General features: G+C 72.6%; 18 protein-coding genes. 6 read left to right on the plus strand and 12 right to left on the minus strand.

Annotated features, from left to right (window positions below; translation table 11 throughout):
* The 5 genes from ACWD11_RS05470 to ACWD11_RS05490 are packed head-to-tail and all read left to right on the plus strand — an operon-like array spanning position 1 to position 5,414.
* Complete coding sequence (locus tag ACWD11_RS05470; RefSeq protein ID WP_451281431.1) at positions 1 to 1,179, plus strand: ADP-ribosylglycohydrolase family protein; 1,179 nt, start codon at positions 1 to 3, stop codon at positions 1,177 to 1,179.
* Positions 1,167 to 2,528, plus strand: a complete 1,362-nt coding sequence (locus ACWD11_RS05475; RefSeq protein WP_389418603.1) for an ADP-ribosylglycohydrolase family protein — start codon at positions 1,167 to 1,169, stop codon at positions 2,526 to 2,528. Before ACWD11_RS05470 ends, ACWD11_RS05475 begins: the two co-directional genes overlap by 13 nt.
* Positions 2,525 to 3,418 (plus strand): ribokinase, encoded by an 894-nt coding sequence (gene rbsK, locus ACWD11_RS05480; protein ID WP_451281432.1) that lies wholly within the window; start codon positions 2,525 to 2,527, stop codon positions 3,416 to 3,418. Before ACWD11_RS05475 ends, rbsK begins: the two co-directional genes overlap by 4 nt.
* Positions 3,415 to 4,605: a CaiB/BaiF CoA transferase family protein gene (locus tag ACWD11_RS05485; RefSeq protein WP_451281433.1), complete on the plus strand. Its 1,191-nt coding sequence runs from the start codon at positions 3,415 to 3,417 to the stop codon at positions 4,603 to 4,605. The genes rbsK and ACWD11_RS05485 overlap by 4 nt, the downstream gene beginning before the upstream one ends.
* Complete coding sequence (locus ACWD11_RS05490; protein WP_451281435.1) at positions 4,602 to 5,414, plus strand: HpcH/HpaI aldolase/citrate lyase family protein; 813 nt, start codon at positions 4,602 to 4,604, stop codon at positions 5,412 to 5,414. The genes ACWD11_RS05485 and ACWD11_RS05490 overlap by 4 nt, the downstream gene beginning before the upstream one ends.
* A gap of 58 nt (positions 5,415 to 5,472) precedes the next feature.
* Here ACWD11_RS05490 and lgt read toward each other — a convergent pair whose 3' ends face one another.
* From lgt to hisI, 11 genes are all read right to left on the minus strand, one after another.
* Complete coding sequence (gene lgt / locus ACWD11_RS05495) at positions 5,473 to 6,414, minus strand: prolipoprotein diacylglyceryl transferase (protein WP_389418599.1); 942 nt, start codon at positions 6,412 to 6,414, stop codon at positions 5,473 to 5,475.
* Positions 6,415 to 6,496: 82 nt separating this feature from the next.
* Positions 6,497 to 7,273: a DsbA family protein gene (locus ACWD11_RS05500; RefSeq protein WP_389418598.1), complete on the minus strand. Its 777-nt coding sequence runs from the start codon at positions 7,271 to 7,273 to the stop codon at positions 6,497 to 6,499.
* A 98-nt stretch (positions 7,274 to 7,371) separates the two neighbouring features.
* On the minus strand, positions 7,372 to 8,190 hold the full coding sequence (gene trpA, locus ACWD11_RS05505; RefSeq protein ID WP_451281437.1) for a tryptophan synthase subunit alpha: 819 nt from the start codon (positions 8,188 to 8,190) through the stop codon (positions 7,372 to 7,374).
* Positions 8,187 to 9,470: a tryptophan synthase subunit beta gene (trpB, locus tag ACWD11_RS05510; RefSeq protein ID WP_389418596.1), complete on the minus strand. Its 1,284-nt coding sequence runs from the start codon at positions 9,468 to 9,470 to the stop codon at positions 8,187 to 8,189. The genes trpA and trpB overlap by 4 nt, the downstream gene beginning before the upstream one ends.
* A gap of 116 nt (positions 9,471 to 9,586) precedes the next feature.
* Positions 9,587 to 9,781, minus strand: coding sequence for a tryptophan biosynthesis modulator TrpM (trpM, locus tag ACWD11_RS05515; protein ID WP_451281439.1), 195 nt, complete (start codon positions 9,779 to 9,781; stop codon positions 9,587 to 9,589).
* 22 nt (positions 9,782 to 9,803) lie between these two features.
* The gene (gene trpC / locus ACWD11_RS05520; RefSeq protein WP_451281441.1) at positions 9,804 to 10,613 is read right to left on the minus strand and encodes an indole-3-glycerol phosphate synthase TrpC; all 810 of its coding nucleotides are present in this window, start codon (positions 10,611 to 10,613) and stop codon (positions 9,804 to 9,806) included.
* A gap of 124 nt (positions 10,614 to 10,737) precedes the next feature.
* Positions 10,738 to 11,175 carry a DUF2752 domain-containing protein gene (locus ACWD11_RS05525; RefSeq protein WP_389418594.1) on the minus strand — a complete coding sequence of 146 codons (438 nt, stop codon included), beginning with the start codon at positions 11,173 to 11,175 and terminating at the stop codon, positions 10,738 to 10,740.
* A 60-nt stretch (positions 11,176 to 11,235) separates the two neighbouring features.
* Positions 11,236 to 11,481 (minus strand): HGxxPAAW family protein, encoded by a 246-nt coding sequence (locus ACWD11_RS05530; RefSeq protein WP_250070416.1) that lies wholly within the window; start codon positions 11,479 to 11,481, stop codon positions 11,236 to 11,238.
* Between the two features lie 107 nt (positions 11,482 to 11,588).
* On the minus strand, positions 11,589 to 12,227 hold the full coding sequence (locus ACWD11_RS05535; protein WP_451281443.1) for a TIGR02234 family membrane protein: 639 nt from the start codon (positions 12,225 to 12,227) through the stop codon (positions 11,589 to 11,591).
* 51 nt (positions 12,228 to 12,278) lie between these two features.
* Positions 12,279 to 13,757, minus strand: coding sequence for an anthranilate synthase component I (locus ACWD11_RS05540; RefSeq protein WP_389418592.1), 1,479 nt, complete (start codon positions 13,755 to 13,757; stop codon positions 12,279 to 12,281).
* A gap of 11 nt (positions 13,758 to 13,768) precedes the next feature.
* Complete coding sequence (hisI, locus tag ACWD11_RS05545; protein WP_389418591.1) at positions 13,769 to 14,158, minus strand: phosphoribosyl-AMP cyclohydrolase; 390 nt, start codon at positions 14,156 to 14,158, stop codon at positions 13,769 to 13,771.
* Between the two features lie 83 nt (positions 14,159 to 14,241).
* Between hisI and ACWD11_RS05550 the strand changes: the two genes are divergently transcribed.
* Positions 14,242 to 14,877, plus strand: coding sequence for a TIGR03085 family metal-binding protein (locus tag ACWD11_RS05550; protein ID WP_389418590.1), 636 nt, complete (start codon positions 14,242 to 14,244; stop codon positions 14,875 to 14,877).
* A 72-nt stretch (positions 14,878 to 14,949) separates the two neighbouring features.
* Here ACWD11_RS05550 and hisF read toward each other — a convergent pair whose 3' ends face one another.
* Positions 14,950 to 15,705 (minus strand): imidazole glycerol phosphate synthase subunit HisF, encoded by a 756-nt coding sequence (gene hisF, locus ACWD11_RS05555; protein WP_389418589.1) that lies wholly within the window; start codon positions 15,703 to 15,705, stop codon positions 14,950 to 14,952.
* Between the last annotated feature and the right edge of the window lie 12 nt (positions 15,706 to 15,717).

Below are 15,717 nucleotides of genomic sequence, written 5' to 3' on the forward strand. Positions count from 1 at the left end.
ATGAAGTCCAAAGCACCAGAAAACACCCACGAGGCGAGCCTGGACGACCGGATCACCGGAGCGCTCGTCGGAGCCGCCGTCGGCGACGCCCTGGGCGGCCCGGTCGAGGGCTACTCCCCCGATCAGATCCTCGAACGCCACGGCGGCCGGGTGCACGGCATCGTCGGCCCCTGGAACGGCGACGCCTGGCGCACGGCCCGCCCCCTCGCGCCGTACCACAAGGGCGACGGCCACGTCACCGACGACACCTTGCTCACCCACGCCCTGATCAGGGTCTACGCCACGGTCCGCGACCACCTCGACGCCTACGCCGTCGCCGACCACCTGGTCCCGGAGCTGATGACCAACCCGCGCTGGATCCCGGAACTGGAGGCCGAGGCACTCCCCCTCCAACGCCTCTTCCTCGCCGAGAAATGGCTGGTCACCCGCCTCCACTACGGCCACGCCGACCCCCGGGAGGCCGGCACCGGCAACATCGTGAACTGCGGCGCCGCGATGTACATGGCCCCGGTCGGCCTGGTCAACGCGGCCAACCCGGCCGCCGCCTACGCCGAGGCCCTCGACATCGCGGGCGCCCACCAGTCGTCGTACGGCCGCGAGGCGGCGGGAGTCCTCGCGGCGGCGGTGGCGGCGGCCTGCGCCCCCGGGGCCACCCCCGAGTCGGTCGTCGCCACCTGCCTGTCCCTGGCGAAGGACGGCACGCGCGAGGCCATCGAGAAGGTCTGCGAAGTGGCCTCGCGGCACAGCGAGTTCGAGTCGGCACTGACGCCCCTGCGCCAGGCGGTCGCCCCCTACGACACGGTGGGCGCCGACTACCGCTCCCCGTCCCTCGGCGCCCGCCGCCCGTCCCGGCTGCACGCGATCGAGGAACTGCCCATCGCCCTGGGCATGGTGCTGCTCTCCTCGGGCGACTACCGCCGGGCGGTCCTGGGCTCGGTCAACTACGGCCGGGACTGCGACTCCATCGCCACCATGGCGGGCGCCGTGTGCGGCGCCCTGGGCCACCCGGTCCCCGAGGACTGGTCGAAGCAGGTGGCCGACGCCAGCCGCCTGGACCTGTGGGAGCCGGCCCGTGTCCTGGCCGAGGTGACCCGGGAGGTCTTCGCCCAGGACGTACGCCGCCGCCGCGCCCACGAACAGGCGCTCTCCCGGCTCGGAGTCCCGACATGCTCCGCCTGACCTGGGTCCAGCCGGAGGACCTGATCGGCCACGAGCTGCGCCAGGCGGCGCAGGACGGCAGGGAACCCGCGAGAATCGCGGCCCGCTGGAAGGCGGCGGGCGGCCTGGAAGCCCCGCAGCGGTCGGGCGCGTCCCCCGAACCGGCATCCCGCTACCTCCGCCTCCTGGCAGAGGACCTGCTGGACGAACTGGCGGACCTGCCGAGCACCTTGACGGACCAGGAACCCACGGACCTCCCGAGGATCAAAGCCGCCTGCCCCTCCTGGCCGACCGCTCCAGCAGCTCAGGCCGCCGCCCCCGTCCCGGCCCTGGAAGCCGCCTGGCTGGGCAGGGCAGTCGGCTGCCTCCTGGGCAAACCCGTCGAGAAACTCCCCCTCGAAGCCATCCGCGCCCTCGCCCAGTCCACCGGCAACTGGCCCCCCACCACCTACTTCACGGCAAAGGGCGTCCCCCAGGACCTCCTCACCGCCCACCCCTGGAACCGCCGCTCGGCACCGACCTCCCTCGCCGAGAACATCGACGGCATGCCCGAGGACGACGACCTCAACTACCCCCTCCTGAACCTGCTCCTCCTCCAACGCCACGGAAGAGCCTTCACCACCACCGACGTGGCCGCGCTCTGGCTGGACGAACTCCCCGCCGGCCGCACCTTCACCGCCGAACGCATCGCCTACCGCAACCTCCTCACCGGCCTGGAACCCCCACGCACCGCCCACCACCGCAACCCCTTCCGCGAATGGATCGGCGCCCTGATCCGCGCCGACCTGCACGGCTGGACCAACCCGGCAGACCCCGCCGCGGCCGCGGAACAGGCGCACCGGGACGCCACCCTCACGCACACCGCCAACGGCGTCTACGCGGCGATGTTCATCGCGGCCACCATCGCCCGCGCGGCCACCGGCACCGAGACCGTCCACACCTGCCTCGCCACCGGCCTCACGGTCGTCCCCCCGGCCTCCCGCCTCGCCCGCGCGATCCGGCACGCCGTACAACTCGCCCAGCGGTACACGGACTTCGACACGGTCGTGGACGAACTCCACGCCGTCCACGCCGCGTCCCACTGGGTCCACGCCGTCCCCAACACCGCCCTGATCGCCGCCGCCCTCACCCACGCCGACGGCGACTTCACCGGCTCCGTCTCGCGTGCCGTGTCCGGCGGCTGGGACACCGACTCCAACGGCGCCACGGCCGGCAGCATCGCCGGGCTGCTGGCAGGAGACCCCGCCGCCCTCCCCGACCACTGGACGGCCCCGCTCAAGAACCGGCTGTCCACCTCCGTCGGCGACTTCCACGGCATCGGCTTCGACACCCTGGCCCAGCTCACCCACCGGGAGGCACTCCGCCCATGAGCCATATCGTCGTCCTCGGCAGCACGAACATGGACCTCGTCGCCTTCGTCGAGAAGGCACCCCAGCGCGGCGAGACGGTCACCGGCCGCGAGTTCCGCACGATCCCCGGCGGCAAGGGCGCCAACCAGGCCGTCGCCGCGGCCCGCGCGGGCGCCACCGTCTCGATGATCGGCGCGGTCGGCAACGACTCCTTCGGCACCCGGCTGCGCTCCACCCTGGAGCGAGCCGGCGTCGACACCGGCCGTCTGCGCACCACGGAGGGCGACTCGGGCACCGCCCACATCGTCGTCGACGACGACGGCGGCAACGCGATCGTGGTGATCCCCGCCGCCAACGGCACCGTGGACCACCTCACCCCCGGCGACGAGGAACTCATCGCCTCCGCCGACGCGCTCCTGCTCCAGCTGGAGATCCCGCTGGCCGCCGTCCTCGCGGGCGCGCTCGCGGCCCGCGCCCACGGCGTCCGGACGATCCTCACCCCGGCTCCCGCCCAGCCGCTGCCCGTCGACCTCCTCAACGCCACCGACCTGCTGCTGCCCAACGAGCACGAGGTCGCCACCCTCACCGGCCGCACCGACCCGCGCTCGGCGGCCCTGGCCCTGCTCGAGGAGGTCCCGGAGGTCGTCGTCACCCTGGGCGCGGCGGGCTGCCTGTACGCGGCCCGCGGCGCCGAACCGCTCACGGTCCCCGCCCCCGAGGTCACCGCCGTGGACACCACCGGCGCCGGCGACACCTTCGCCGGCGCCCTCGCGGTGGCGCTCGCCGAGGGACGCCCGATGCCGGACGCGCTGGCGTGGGCGGCCGCCGCGTCGGCGCTGTCGGTGCAGCGGCCCGGGGCATCGGAGTCGATGCCCCACCGCCCCGAGATCGACGCGCAGTACACGTCATGAGCCGGCCACCGCTGCACGGACTGCGCGTCCTGGACCTCGCCACCCTCTTCGCCGGGCCGCTCGCCGCCACGGCGCTGGGTGACTTCGGCGCGGAGGTCATCAAGGTCGAGCACCCCACCAAGCCCGACCCGTCCCGCGGCCACGGCCCGGCCAAGGACGGCATCGGCCTGTGGTGGAAGCATCTCGGCCGCAACAAGCGCACCATCACCCTCGACCTGTCGACGCCGGGTGGCCGCGCCACACTGCTGCGCCTGGCCGCCACCACGGACGTGATCATCGAGAACTTCCGTCCCGGCACCCTGGAGAAGTGGGACCTGGGCTGGCCGGAACTCTCGGCCGTCAACCCCCGTCTGGTCCTCACCCGCGTCACCGGCTTCGGCCAGTTCGGCCCGTACGCCCACCGCCCGGGTTTCGGCACCCTCGCCGAGGCGATGAGCGGTTTCGCCGCGCTCACCGGCGAACCGGACGCGCCCCCGGTGCTCCCGCCCTTCGGCCTCGCCGACTCGATCGCGGGCCTGGCGACGGCGTTCGCCGTGCTCACCGCCCTCGCCGCCCGCGAGCGCACCGGCGAGGGCCAGGTCGTCGACCTCGCGCTGATCGAGCCGATGCTGTCGGTCCTCGGCCCCCAGCCCACCTGGTACGACCAGCTCGGCTACGTCCAGCAGCGCACCGGCAACCGCTCCGCGAACAACGCCCCGCGCAACACCTACCGCACGGCGGACGGCAGTTGGGTCGCCGTCTCCACCTCGGCGCAGTCGGTGGCGGAACGGGTGATGCGCCTGGTGGGCCGGCCCGAACTCATCGACGAGCCGTGGTTCGCCACGGGCGCCGACCGGGCCCGCCACGCGGACATCCTGGACCGGGCGGTCGGCGGCTGGATCGCCGAGCGCACCCGGGACGAGGTCGTCGCCGCCTTCGAGAAGGCGGAGGCGGCGGTGGCGCCCATCCAGGACGTACGGGAGGTCATGACCGACCCGCAGTACCAGGCCCTCGACACCGTCACCACGGTCGACGACCCCGACTTCGGCCCGCTGCGCATGCAGAACGTCCTCTTCCGGCTCTCCGGCACCCCCGGCGCGATCCGCTGGACCGGCCGCCCGCACGGCGCCGACACGGACGAGGTCCTTGCCGAGCTGGGCCTGACCGCGGCCGAGGTCGCGGCCCTGCGCACCGAGGGCGCCGTATGACCACGCCCCTGACCTGGCTCTACGCCCCCGGCGACCGCCCGCACATCGTGGCCAAGGCCCTGCGGGCCGGCGCGGACGTCGTGGTCGTCGACCTGGAGGACGCCGTGGCACCCGAGCGCAAGGAGTACGCCCGAGCCGCCACGGCCGAGTTCCTGGCCGACCCCCAGCCGCTCCCGGTGCACGTCAGGGTGAACGCCCTGGACGGCCCGCTGGCGGCAGCGGACCTGGCGGCGCTGGCCCACCTCCCCGGCGTCGCCGCCCTGCGGCTGCCCAAGATCACCTCGCCCGAGCAGATCCGCCGCGTGGCACGGTCCACCCCGCACCCCCTGTACGCCCTCCTGGAATCGGCCCTCGGCGTCGAACACGCCTACGCCATCGCATGCTCCCACCCTGCACTGCACGGCATCGCCCTGGGCGAGACGGACCTCGGAGCCGACCTGGGTGTACGCACCGACGCGGGCCTCGACTGGTCCCGCTCCCGAGTGGTCGTCGCGGCACGAGCGGCGGCCCTGCCCCCGCCGCCCCAGTCGGTCCATCCCGACACCCGGGACCTGGCGGGCCTGGCGGCCACCTGCGCCCACGGCCGCGCCCTGGGCTTCCTGGGCCGGGCGGCCATCCACCCCCGCCAACTCCCGGTGATCGAGCGGGCCTACCTCCCCACGGAGGAGGAACTGGCCCGCGCGGAAGCCGTCGTCAAGGCGGCCTCGGCCCACCCGGGCGCCCAGGCGCTCCCGGACGGCGGCTTCATCGACGCGGCGGTGGTGACGGCGGCCCACCGCACCCTGTCCCTCGCGGCCCGCCGCGGCTGACACGACGAAGGGCGCCCGGAACACTCCGGGCGCCCTGCACGGTCGTACGACCGACCGGTCAGCTCTTCTTCGCCGACCCGGCCTCGTCGTTGGCCTCGTCCTGCACACCGGAGGAGGAGTCGGCGTCAGCCTTCTCGCCCTCGCGCTCGTCCCCGTCCTCGTCGGCCGGAGCGCCGGGGTCGGCCGCACCCGGCTCCACCACGGCTTCCCGGCCGGGGCGCTTCCTGGCCGACAGCACGATGTACAGCACCGCCAGCAGGAACACCACCAGCGCGGTCCAGTTGTTCAGCCGCAGGCCCAGGATCTCGTGCGCCTCGTCGACGCGCATGTACTCGATCCAGAAGCGGCCCGCGCAGTACGCCGCGACGTACAGCGCGAACGCCCGTCCGTGGCCCAGCGTGAACTTCCGGTCCGCCCAGATGACCAGCAGCGCGACACCGATGCACCACAGCGACTCGTACAGGAAGGTCGGGTGGTACGTCCCGGGCACCCGCCCGTCCGAGGACGACGTGATCTCCACGGCCCACGGCAGATCGGTGGCCTTGCCGTACAGCTCCTGGTTGAACCAGTTGCCCCAACGGCCGATGGCCTGCGCGAGGGCGATGCCGGGGGCGACGGCGTCGGCGTAGGCGGGCATCGGGATGCCCCGGCGCCGGCAGCCGATCCAGGCGCCCAGACCGCCGAAGGCGATGGCGCCCCAGATGCCGAGGCCGCCCTCCCAGATCTTGAAGGCGTCCACCCAGTCACGGCCCTCGCTGAAGTACAGCTGGTAGTCCGTGATCACGTGGTAGATGCGCCCGCCGACCAGGCCGAAGGGGACGGCCCACACCGCGATGTCGGCCACCGTGCCGGCCCGGCCGCCGCGGGCGATCCACCGCTTGTTGCCGAGCCAGACGGCGACGAAGACGCCGATGATGATGCAGAACGCGTAGCCTCGCAGCGGAATGGGGCCGAGATGGATCACACCGCGCGACGGGCTGGGAATGTAGGCAAGTTCCATGGCAGGGTCGACGCTACCCTGCCGGACCGCAACCGCGTCGGGCAGCCCGGCTACGGCTGCATAACAGGCGGGCCCGGGCGCCTCATCCCTTGGCCGCCTCCTGCACCCGCTCCTTCAGCTTCTGGGGCGTCATCGACTGGTCCTGGTAGATGTTCTTGCCATCGAGCAGGACGGTCGGCGTGCCGGTGAAGCCGCCGCTGCGGAAGGCCTCGTTGGACTTCGCGACCCAGCTGTTGTGAGTGCCCTTCTCCACGCAGGTGCGGAAGGCGGGTGTGTCGAGCCCGTCGACCTTCGCGGCCAGCTCGAACAGCTTGTCGTTCTCCGCGAAGGCGTCGTCGGTCTCGGGGGGCTGGTTCTGGTAGAGCACGTCGTGGTAGTCGGCGAACTTGCCGACGTCCTGGGAGCAGGCCGCGGCGTTGGCGGAGTTGCGGGAGCCGGTGCCGCCCATATTGCCGTCGATGATCGTCGCGAGGTGGTACTCCACCTTGAGCTGGCCCGCGTCGGTCAGCTCATGGATCGTCGAGCGGTAGGTGTCCTCGAAGGACTTGCAGGCCGGGCAGCGGAAGTCCTCCCAGACGACGAGGGTCGACGGGGCGCTGTCCTTGCCGACCGGGAGCGCCAGGCCGTCCTCGCCCTGCGCGCCCGAGGGCGCGACGACGGGACCCGCGGAGTCGCTGCCGTCGTCCTTCCCGGCATTGGCGGCGATCACTCCGATCACCGCCGCGAGCCCCAGCACGCAGACGACGCTCACGCCGACGATCAGCGCGCGGCGGCGCTTCTCCGCGGACTTCTGCTTCTCTCGCTCGACCGCCAGCTTCTCCCGGGCGGTGCGCTTTCCCTCACGGTTCTTCTCGCTCACACCCCGGAAACGAACCGGGGAGGCGCCCAGCGCCTCCCCGGCCCCAGGTCCACCCGTTCGAGTGACCTGTACGACATGTCCCGCCTGGCGGTGAGTCGTCACCCTTGTCCGCGCACGCCCTTGGCCAGGTCCCCGGCGAGCGCGCGGACGCCCTCGATACCGGTCGCGTGGTCCGGCGCGTCCAGCATCCGCTTCACGAAGGCCGAGCCGACGATCACGCCGTCGGCGAAGCCGGCGACCTCGGCCGCCTGGACAGCGTTGGAGACGCCGAGCCCGACACAGACCGGCAGCCCGGTCCCGGTGGCCCGGGTCCGCTCGACCAGGTCCTGCGCCTGCGCGCCGACCGACTCACGGGTACCGGTGACGCCCATCAGCGAGGCGGCGTAGACGAAGCCGCTGCCCGCCGCGGTGATCCGCGCCAGCCGCTCGTCCTTGCTGCTGGGCGCGACCACGAAGACCGTGGCGAGCCCGTGCTTCTCGGCGTGCTCCCGCCACAGCGCCGACTCCTGCACCGGCAGGTCGGGCAGGATGCACCCGGCGCCGCCCGCCTCCGCGAGCTCGGCGGTGAACCGCTCGACGCCGTAGCGGTCGATCGGGTTCCAGTACGTCATCACGAGCACCGGCTTCCCGGTCGCCTCGTGGGCCTCGCGGACCGTGCGCATGACGTCGGCGATCCTCACCCCGCCGCGCAGGGCGATGTCGTCGGCGGTCTGGATGACCGGACCGTCGAGGACGGGGTCGCTGTGCGGCAGACCGACCTCGACGATGTCCGCGCCGCCGTCGAAGACGGCCTTGATCGCCTCGATGCCGCCGTCCACGCTCGGGAATCCGGCCGGGAGGTAGGCGATGAGCGCCGCGCGTCCCTCCGCCTTGGCGGCGGCGAGGGTGTCGGCCAGCAGTTGGATGTTCCCGCTCACTTGGCGTCCCCCTCGATCTCGGCGGTGTCGGCGGCGTTCGCCGCGACCTCGGCGTCGGTGTCGTACAGGCCGAAATAGCGGGCGGCCGTGTCCATGTCCTTGTCGCCGCGGCCGGACAGGTTGACCACGATCAGCCCGTCCTTGCCCAGCTCCCGGCCGACCTCCAGGGCGCCGGCCAGCGCGTGGGCGCTCTCGATCGCGGGGATGATGCCCTCGGTCCGCGACAGCAGACGCAGCGCCTGCATGGCCGCGTCGTCGGTGATCGCGCGGTACTCGCCACGGCCGCTGTCGCGCAGGTAGGAGTGCTCCGGGCCGACGCCCGGGTAGTCCAGGCCGGCCGAGATCGAGTACGGCTCGGTGATCTGGCCCTCGTCGTCCTGGAGGACGTAGGACCGCGAACCGTGCAGGATGCCGGGCTCGCCCGCGGTCAGGGTGGCCGCGTGCTCGCCGGTCTCGACGCCGTGCCCGGCGGGCTCGCACCCGATCAGGCGGACGCCCTCGTCCGGGATGAAGGCGTGGAAGAGGCCGATGGCGTTGGAGCCGCCGCCGACGCAGGCGACGGCCGCGTCGGGCAGGCGTCCGGCGCGCTCCAGGATCTGACGGCGGGCCTCCACGCCGATGACCCGGTGGAAGTCGCGGACCATCGCCGGGAAGGGGTGCGGGCCCGCGACCGTACCGAAGAGGTAGTGGGTGTGGTCGACATTGGCGACCCAGTCGCGGAACGCCTCGTTGATCGCGTCCTTCAGCGTGCGGCTGCCGGACTTCACGGCGATGACCTCGGCGCCGAGCATGCGCATGCGGGCCACGTTGAGGGCCTGGCGCTGGGTGTCGATCTCGCCCATGTAGATGGTGCAGTCGAGGCCGAACAGGGCGCAGGCCGTGGCCGTGGCGACACCGTGCTGACCGGCGCCGGTCTCGGCGATCACCCGGGTCTTGCCCATGCGCCGGGTGAGCAGGGCCTGGCCGAGCACGTTGTTGATCTTGTGCGAGCCGGTGTGGTTGAGGTCCTCGCGCTTGAGGAAGACCCGGGCGCCGCCCGCGTGTTCCGCGAAACGGGGGACTTCGGTGAGCGCCGACGGGCGGCCCGTGTAGTGGACGAGCAGGTCGTCCAGTTCACGGGCGAACTCGGAGTCGTGCTTGGCCTTGTCGTACTCGACGGCGACCTCGTCCACGGCGGCGACCAGGGCCTCGGGGATGAACTTGCCGCCGAATGCGCCGAAGTAGCCTTCGGTGCTGGGAACTTGACCCTGGGGGTCGGGGATGAAGAACTCGCTGGGCATGCGTCTACCTCACGGTGAGTGCCGATGAAAGAACACTGTTCGCCGTGGGGCGGGGGATCGTCAGACGGCTGCGAGACCGTTGTGGCTGGTCGCGCCCGCGCGGCGGAGCCGCATATTCAGAACTGTCCCGCGCCCCTGACGGGGCGCTTGTGCCATCGCATGCCATTGACCTGGCCCGGCTCATCTCCGATGACGTACCGCACCCTGCGGCCGTGCACCCTGCGTGCGGGCGCACGGCAGCCACGGGGCCGACAGCCGCGCGCCAGGCGGGCGTAGCGGTCCGTGGCCGACAAAGTCATCAGGAGCGTCATCGCCGCCAAGCCTATCGAAGGATCAGCCGCGCCCGTGGCGCAGGGCGGGGTGCTCGCCCGCCGCCACCAGGTCGGCCACCGCGGACTTGGGGTCGCGGCCGGTGACCAGGGACTCGCCGACCAGGACCGCGTCGGCGCCGGCGTTGGCGTAGGCGATGAGGTCGTGCGGGCCGCGTACGCCGGACTCGGCCACCTTGACGAGGGTGGACGGGATCTCGGGCGCGATGCGCTCGAAGGTGCCGCGGTCGACCTCGAGGGTCTTCAGGTTGCGGGCGTTGACACCGATGATCTTGGCGCCCGCGTCCACGGCCCGCTCGACCTCGTCCTCGTCGTGCACCTCGACCAGCGGGGTCAGGCCGATGGACTCCGCGCGCTCGATCAGCGACTCCAGGGCCGGCTGGTCGAGAGCGGCGACGATGAGCAGCGCGAGGTCGGCGCCGTAGGCCCGGGCCTCCCACAGCTGGTACGACGTGACGATGAAGTCCTTGCGCAGGACCGGGATGTCGACGCGGGCGCGGACGGCCTCCAGGTCGGCCAGCGAGCCGCCGAAGCGCCGCTCCTCGGTCAGTACGGAGATGACGGCCGCGCCGCCCGCCTCGTAGTCCGCGGCGAGTCCGGCCGGGTCGGCGATCGCGGCCAGCGCGCCCTTGGAGGGGCTGGACCGCTTGACCTCGCAGATCACCTTGACGCCGTCGCCCCTGAGCGCGGCGACCCCGTCCTTGGCAGCGGGAGCCTTCGCGGCGCGCTCCTTGAGCTCGTCGAGGCTGACGCGCGCCTGCCGCTCCGCGAGGTCGGCACGGACTCCGTCGATGATCTCGTCGAGCACACTCACGCGAGCGGCCCCCTTCCCGATGCGATGACGAAAAACGGGTGGTCACTGCGATGGTATCCGGAGGAAGGCGTAGGCCCAGCATCCGGTTGACGCCGATCCCACTACCTGGACGTTCATCAGTTGATCAAGGGTGCAGCCAGCCACCGAAGGGCAGGTTCCGGACAACGGTGAAGACCAGCAGCAACGCGCCCAGCGTCCACAGGAGCGCCGGGCCGGGATCGAGCCGCAGGGGCCGTCCGCGCGCCGCGCGGACCACCCAGACGGTCCACAGCACGGCGAAGGCCAGATAGCCCAGTACCGCCGCCGCGTTGTTCTGCAGCGCCGCCGCGAGGTCGCCGTGCACGAAGGCGTGGGCGCTGCGCAGTCCGCCGCAGCCGGGGCAGTACAGGCCGGTCAGCTGGAGCAGGGGGCAGGCCGGGTAGTGGCCGGGCTCGTGCGGGTCCACGGTGGCGACGTAGGCGAAAGCTGTCACGACGGCGGCCAGTACGCCGCCGGGTACGGCGAGCCGCGCCGCGGCGCCTCGGCGCGTCACCCTCCGGCTGTCGGTGTTCACGCCTCGCATTGTGCCCCCGCAACGCGTGAGGGGCGGCTCCAGGGCCGCCCCTCGGGTACGTCGTGCGGGTCAGCCCTCGACGCTTGCCGTCTCGCGCTTCTCGAAGTGCGGCTTGCCCGCTTCCTTCGGCGCGCCGAGACCGACGATCTTCATGATCCAGCCGACGATGCCACCGAGGACGACGATGCCCATGCCCGCCCAGAAGCCCGCCGGGCTGGCCAGCACCATGAAGGCGCCCGCGACGCAGAAACCGATGAAGGCGATTGTGACACCGGTCCAGGCGGCCGGGGTGTGACCGTGGCTGCTGCCCGCCATGACTTGCTCCTCGTTGCTGTGTGTAAGTCTCTGAGCCGGACGCTCACCGTCATTGTCCCGCATGCGCACGGGTGAGGTGATCGGGGGTCGCTCTCGCGCGTCGGTGCTCAGGCCCCGGTCGGGTCCTCGCCGCGGTCGAGTGCCTTCCACAGGTCCTCGGGCCGGTCGGGGTCCACGGTGGGTGCCTTGCGGGGCCGGGGGGCGCCGGAGCGCTCGTAGCGGCTCGACATCGCGGGCCACAGGGGCGCGTACCGCAGGGCCAGCAGTCCGGCGATCAGCAGCAGCGCGCCGCCGACGGCCGCCACGTACGGCCAGGCGGTGTGGCTGAGCGCGGCCACGGTCGCGGCGGTGTCGCCGGTCGTCTGCGCGGCCTGCTCGTCCAGTGCGGAACTGTCGCCCGCGCCGATCAGCGACGCGGCGATGGTCCCCGCGCCGGACAGCGCGAGCAGCCCCGCGACGAAGACCCGGCCGAGCCGACGGACGGCGAAGACGGCGACCAGCGCGGCGAGGCCCACTATGGCGAGCGACGCGGGTACGCCCGTGACGTCGCTGCCACTGGCGGTGAGCGGGAAGTCGCCGCCGGCCACCGTGGCGGTCCCCTCCGACCAGCGCTGGCGGGTGGACAGCAGCACCACGGCCGCGCCCAGCGCGCCGGCCAGCAGGGCTCCGGCGAGGCTGAGCCGGCCGGCCCTGGCGGGGCCCGGGGCTTCGGAACGGGGGTGAGGAACGGCAGTCACGTACTCCACTATCGCCTGAACCCCGGGCGAACCGTCACCCGGGGCTCTATGAGAAGCGCCCTATTTCCCGAGTCGGTTCGCCGTGTGCACCGCGCGCAGGACCGCCGCCGCCTTGTTGCGGCACTCGGTGTCCTCGGCGACCGGGTCGGAGTCGGCGACGATTCCGGCGCCCGCCTGGACGTAGGCGGTGCCGTCGCGCAGCAGGGCCGTGCGGATGGCGATGGCGGTGTCGGAGTCGCCCGCGAAGTCGAGGTAGCCGACGCACCCGCCGTACAGGCCGCGCCGGGACGGCTCGAGTTCGTCGATGATCTGCATCGCGCGTGGCTTGGGGGCACCGGAGAGGGTGCCCGCGGGGAAGCAGGCCGTCAGGACGTCGAAGGCGGTGCGGCCCGGCGCCACCCGTCCGGTGACCGTGGAGACGATGTGCATCACGTGGGAGTAGCGCTCGATGGACATGAAGTCGACGACCTCCACCGAACCGGGCTCGCAGACCCGTCCGAGGTCGTTGCGGCCGAGGTCGACGAGCATCAGGTGCTCGGCGCGCTCCTTGGGGTCGGCGAGCAGGTCGTCGGCGAGGGCCTGGTCCTCCTGCGGGGTGGCCCCGCGCCACCGGGTGCCGGCGATGGGGTGGACCATGGCCCGCCCGTCCTCGACCTTGACCAGCGCCTCCGGGGAGGAGCCGACGACGTCGAAGCCGTCGAAGCGGAACAGGTACATGTACGGCGACGGGTTGGTCGCCCTGAGCACCCGGTAGACGTCCAGCGCGCTCGCCGTGCAGGGCGTCTCGAAGCGCTGGGAGGGGACGACCTGGAAGGCCTCGCCGGCGCGGATGCGCTCCTTGACGTCCTCGACAGCCGCCCGGAAGTCCGCGCCGCCCCACAGGGCGGTGTACTCGGGGAGTTCGGAGGGCGGCAGGACGGCCGGGGGCTGGGCGACCGCGCGGGACAGGTCCGCCTCCATGGCGTCCAGCCGGGCGACCGCGTCCGCGTGGGCCTCGTCCACGCCGGTGTCGAGGTCGTTGTGGTTGATCGCGTTGGCGATCAGCAGGACCGAGCCCTCCCAGTGGTCCATGACGGCGAGATCGCTGGTGAGGAGCATGGTCAGCTCGGGCAGCCGCAGGTCGTCGCGGTCGCCGGGGCCGATCTTCTCCAGGCGGCGCACGATGTCGTAGCCGAGATAGCCGACCATGCCGCCGGTGAAGGGCGGCATGCCCTCCTGGTGCGGGGTGTGCAGGGCCTCGATGGTGGCGCGCAGGGCGGCGAGCGGGTCGCCGTCCGTGGGGACGCCGACGGGCGGGACGCCCTGCCAGTGCGCCTGGCCGTCCCGCTCGGTGAGGGTGGCCGCCGAGCGGACGCCCACGAAGGAGTAGCGGGACCAGGAGCGGCCGTTCTCCGCGGACTCCAGCAGGAAGGTGCCGGGGCGCTCGGCGGCGAGCTTGCGGTAGAGCGCGACCGGGGTGTCGCCGTCGGCGAGGAGCTTGCGCGTGACCGGGATGACGCGCCGGTCGGTGGCGAGCTTGCGGAAGGTCTCGAGGTCCATGGCCGGTGACCTTACTGATCGCCGGCCGGTGCGCCGGAATCCTTGAGCAGGACGTCCGTGTCGAAGCAGGTGCGCGCGCCGGTGTGGCAGGCGGCGCCGACCTGGTCGACCCGGACGAGGACGGTGTCGGCGTCGCAGTCGAGGGCGACGGACTTCACCCACTGGAAGTGGCCGGAGGTGTCGCCCTTGACCCAGTACTCCTGGCGGCTGCGCGACCAGTAGGTGCAGCGGCCGGTGGTCAGGGTGCGATGCAGCGCCTCGTCGTCCATCCAGCCGAGCATGAGCACTTCACCGGTGTCGTACTGCTGGGCGATGGCGGGGAGGAGCCCGTCGGCGCTGCGCTTGAGGCGCGCGGCGATCTCGGGGTCCAGCCGGCTGGGCTGGCGGGGCATGCTGGTCATGGGTGCCATTGTGCCGCGCCACACCGACAGTGACGGCGCCCTGTCCACTGTCCGGACCCGGAGGGCAGTCGTAGGCTGACGGCATGTCGACTTTCGCCAAGCGTGAACGACTTCTGCTGGCCGACCTCCTGGAGGCCGAGGGCCCCGAGGCCCCGACCCTGTGCGAGGGCTGGACCACCCGCGATCTCGCCGCGCACGTCGTGGTGCGCGAACGCCGCCCCGACGCCGCCGGCGGCATCCTGATCAAACCGCTCGCCGCCCGGCTGGACCGGGTGATGGCGGAGTTCACGGACAAGCCGTACGAGGAACTGATCCAGCTGATCCGGACCGGCCCGCCCCGCTTCTCCCCGTTCTCGCTGAAGCAGGTCGAGGAGATGTCGAGCACGGTGGAGTTCTACGTCCACACCGAGGACGTCCGCCGGGCCCGCCCCGGCTGGACGCCCCGCGAGCTCGACCCGGTCTTCCAGGACGCTCTGTGGTCCCGGCTGGAGCGGACCGCCCGCCTCCTGGGCCGCTCCACGCCCACCGGCCTGGTCCTGCGCCGCCCCGACGGCCAGACGGCGGTGGCCCAGCGCGGCACCCCCGTGGTGACGGCGACGGGCCAGCCCTCGGAGCTCCTGCTCTTCCTCTACGGCCGCCTGAACGTCGCCGAAGTGGAACTGGAGGGCGAAAAGGCAGCCATCACCAAACTCCACGAGGGTAAACAGCTGGGGCTCTGAGGGCCCGAGGGGCCACGGTCCGCCCAGGAGAAAGCCCCGGCCGCCAGAGACGACCGGGGCCCTGCCCCACGCCTACCGGACGGGATGCCCCGCCTTCCTCAGTGCCTGCTTCACCTCGCCGATGCGCAGGTCGCCGAAGTGGAAGACCGACGCCGCGAGGACCGCGTCCGCGCCCGCCTCGATCGCCGGGGCGAAGTCGTCGAGCTTTCCGGCGCCGCCGGAGGCGATCACCGGGATCGAGACGTGCCCCCGGACCGACTCGATCATCTCGATGTCGTAGCCGTCCTTCGTGCCGTCCGCGTCCATCGAGTTGAGCAGGATCTCCCCCGCGCCCAGCTCCGCGGCCCGGTGCGCCCACTCCACGGCGTCAATGCCGGTGCCCTTGCGGCCGCCGTGGGTGGTGACCTCGAAGCCGCCGGACGGTGTACGGCGGGCGTCCACCGACAGGACCAGCACCTGGCGGCCGAACCGCTCGGCGATCTCGCGGATCAGGTCCGGGCGGGCGATGGCCGCGGTGTTCACGCCCACCTTGTCCGCGCCCGCACGCAGCAGCTTGTCGACGTCCTCGGCGGTGCGCACCCCGCCGCCGACGGTCAGCGGGATGAAGACCTGCTCGGCGGTGCGGCGCACCACGTCGTAGGTGGTCTCGCGGTTGCCGGACGACGCGGTGATGTCCAGGAACGTCAGCTCGTCGGCGCCCTCGGCGTCGTACACCTTCGCCATCTCGACGGGGTCGCCCGCGTCGCGCAGGTTCTGGAAGTTCACGCCCTTGACGACCCGGCCGTTGTCCACGTCCAGGCAGGGGATGACTCGGACCGCCAGGGTCATGAAACCGGCTCC

It is taken from the genome of Streptomyces sp. NPDC002776 (assembly GCF_053592195.1).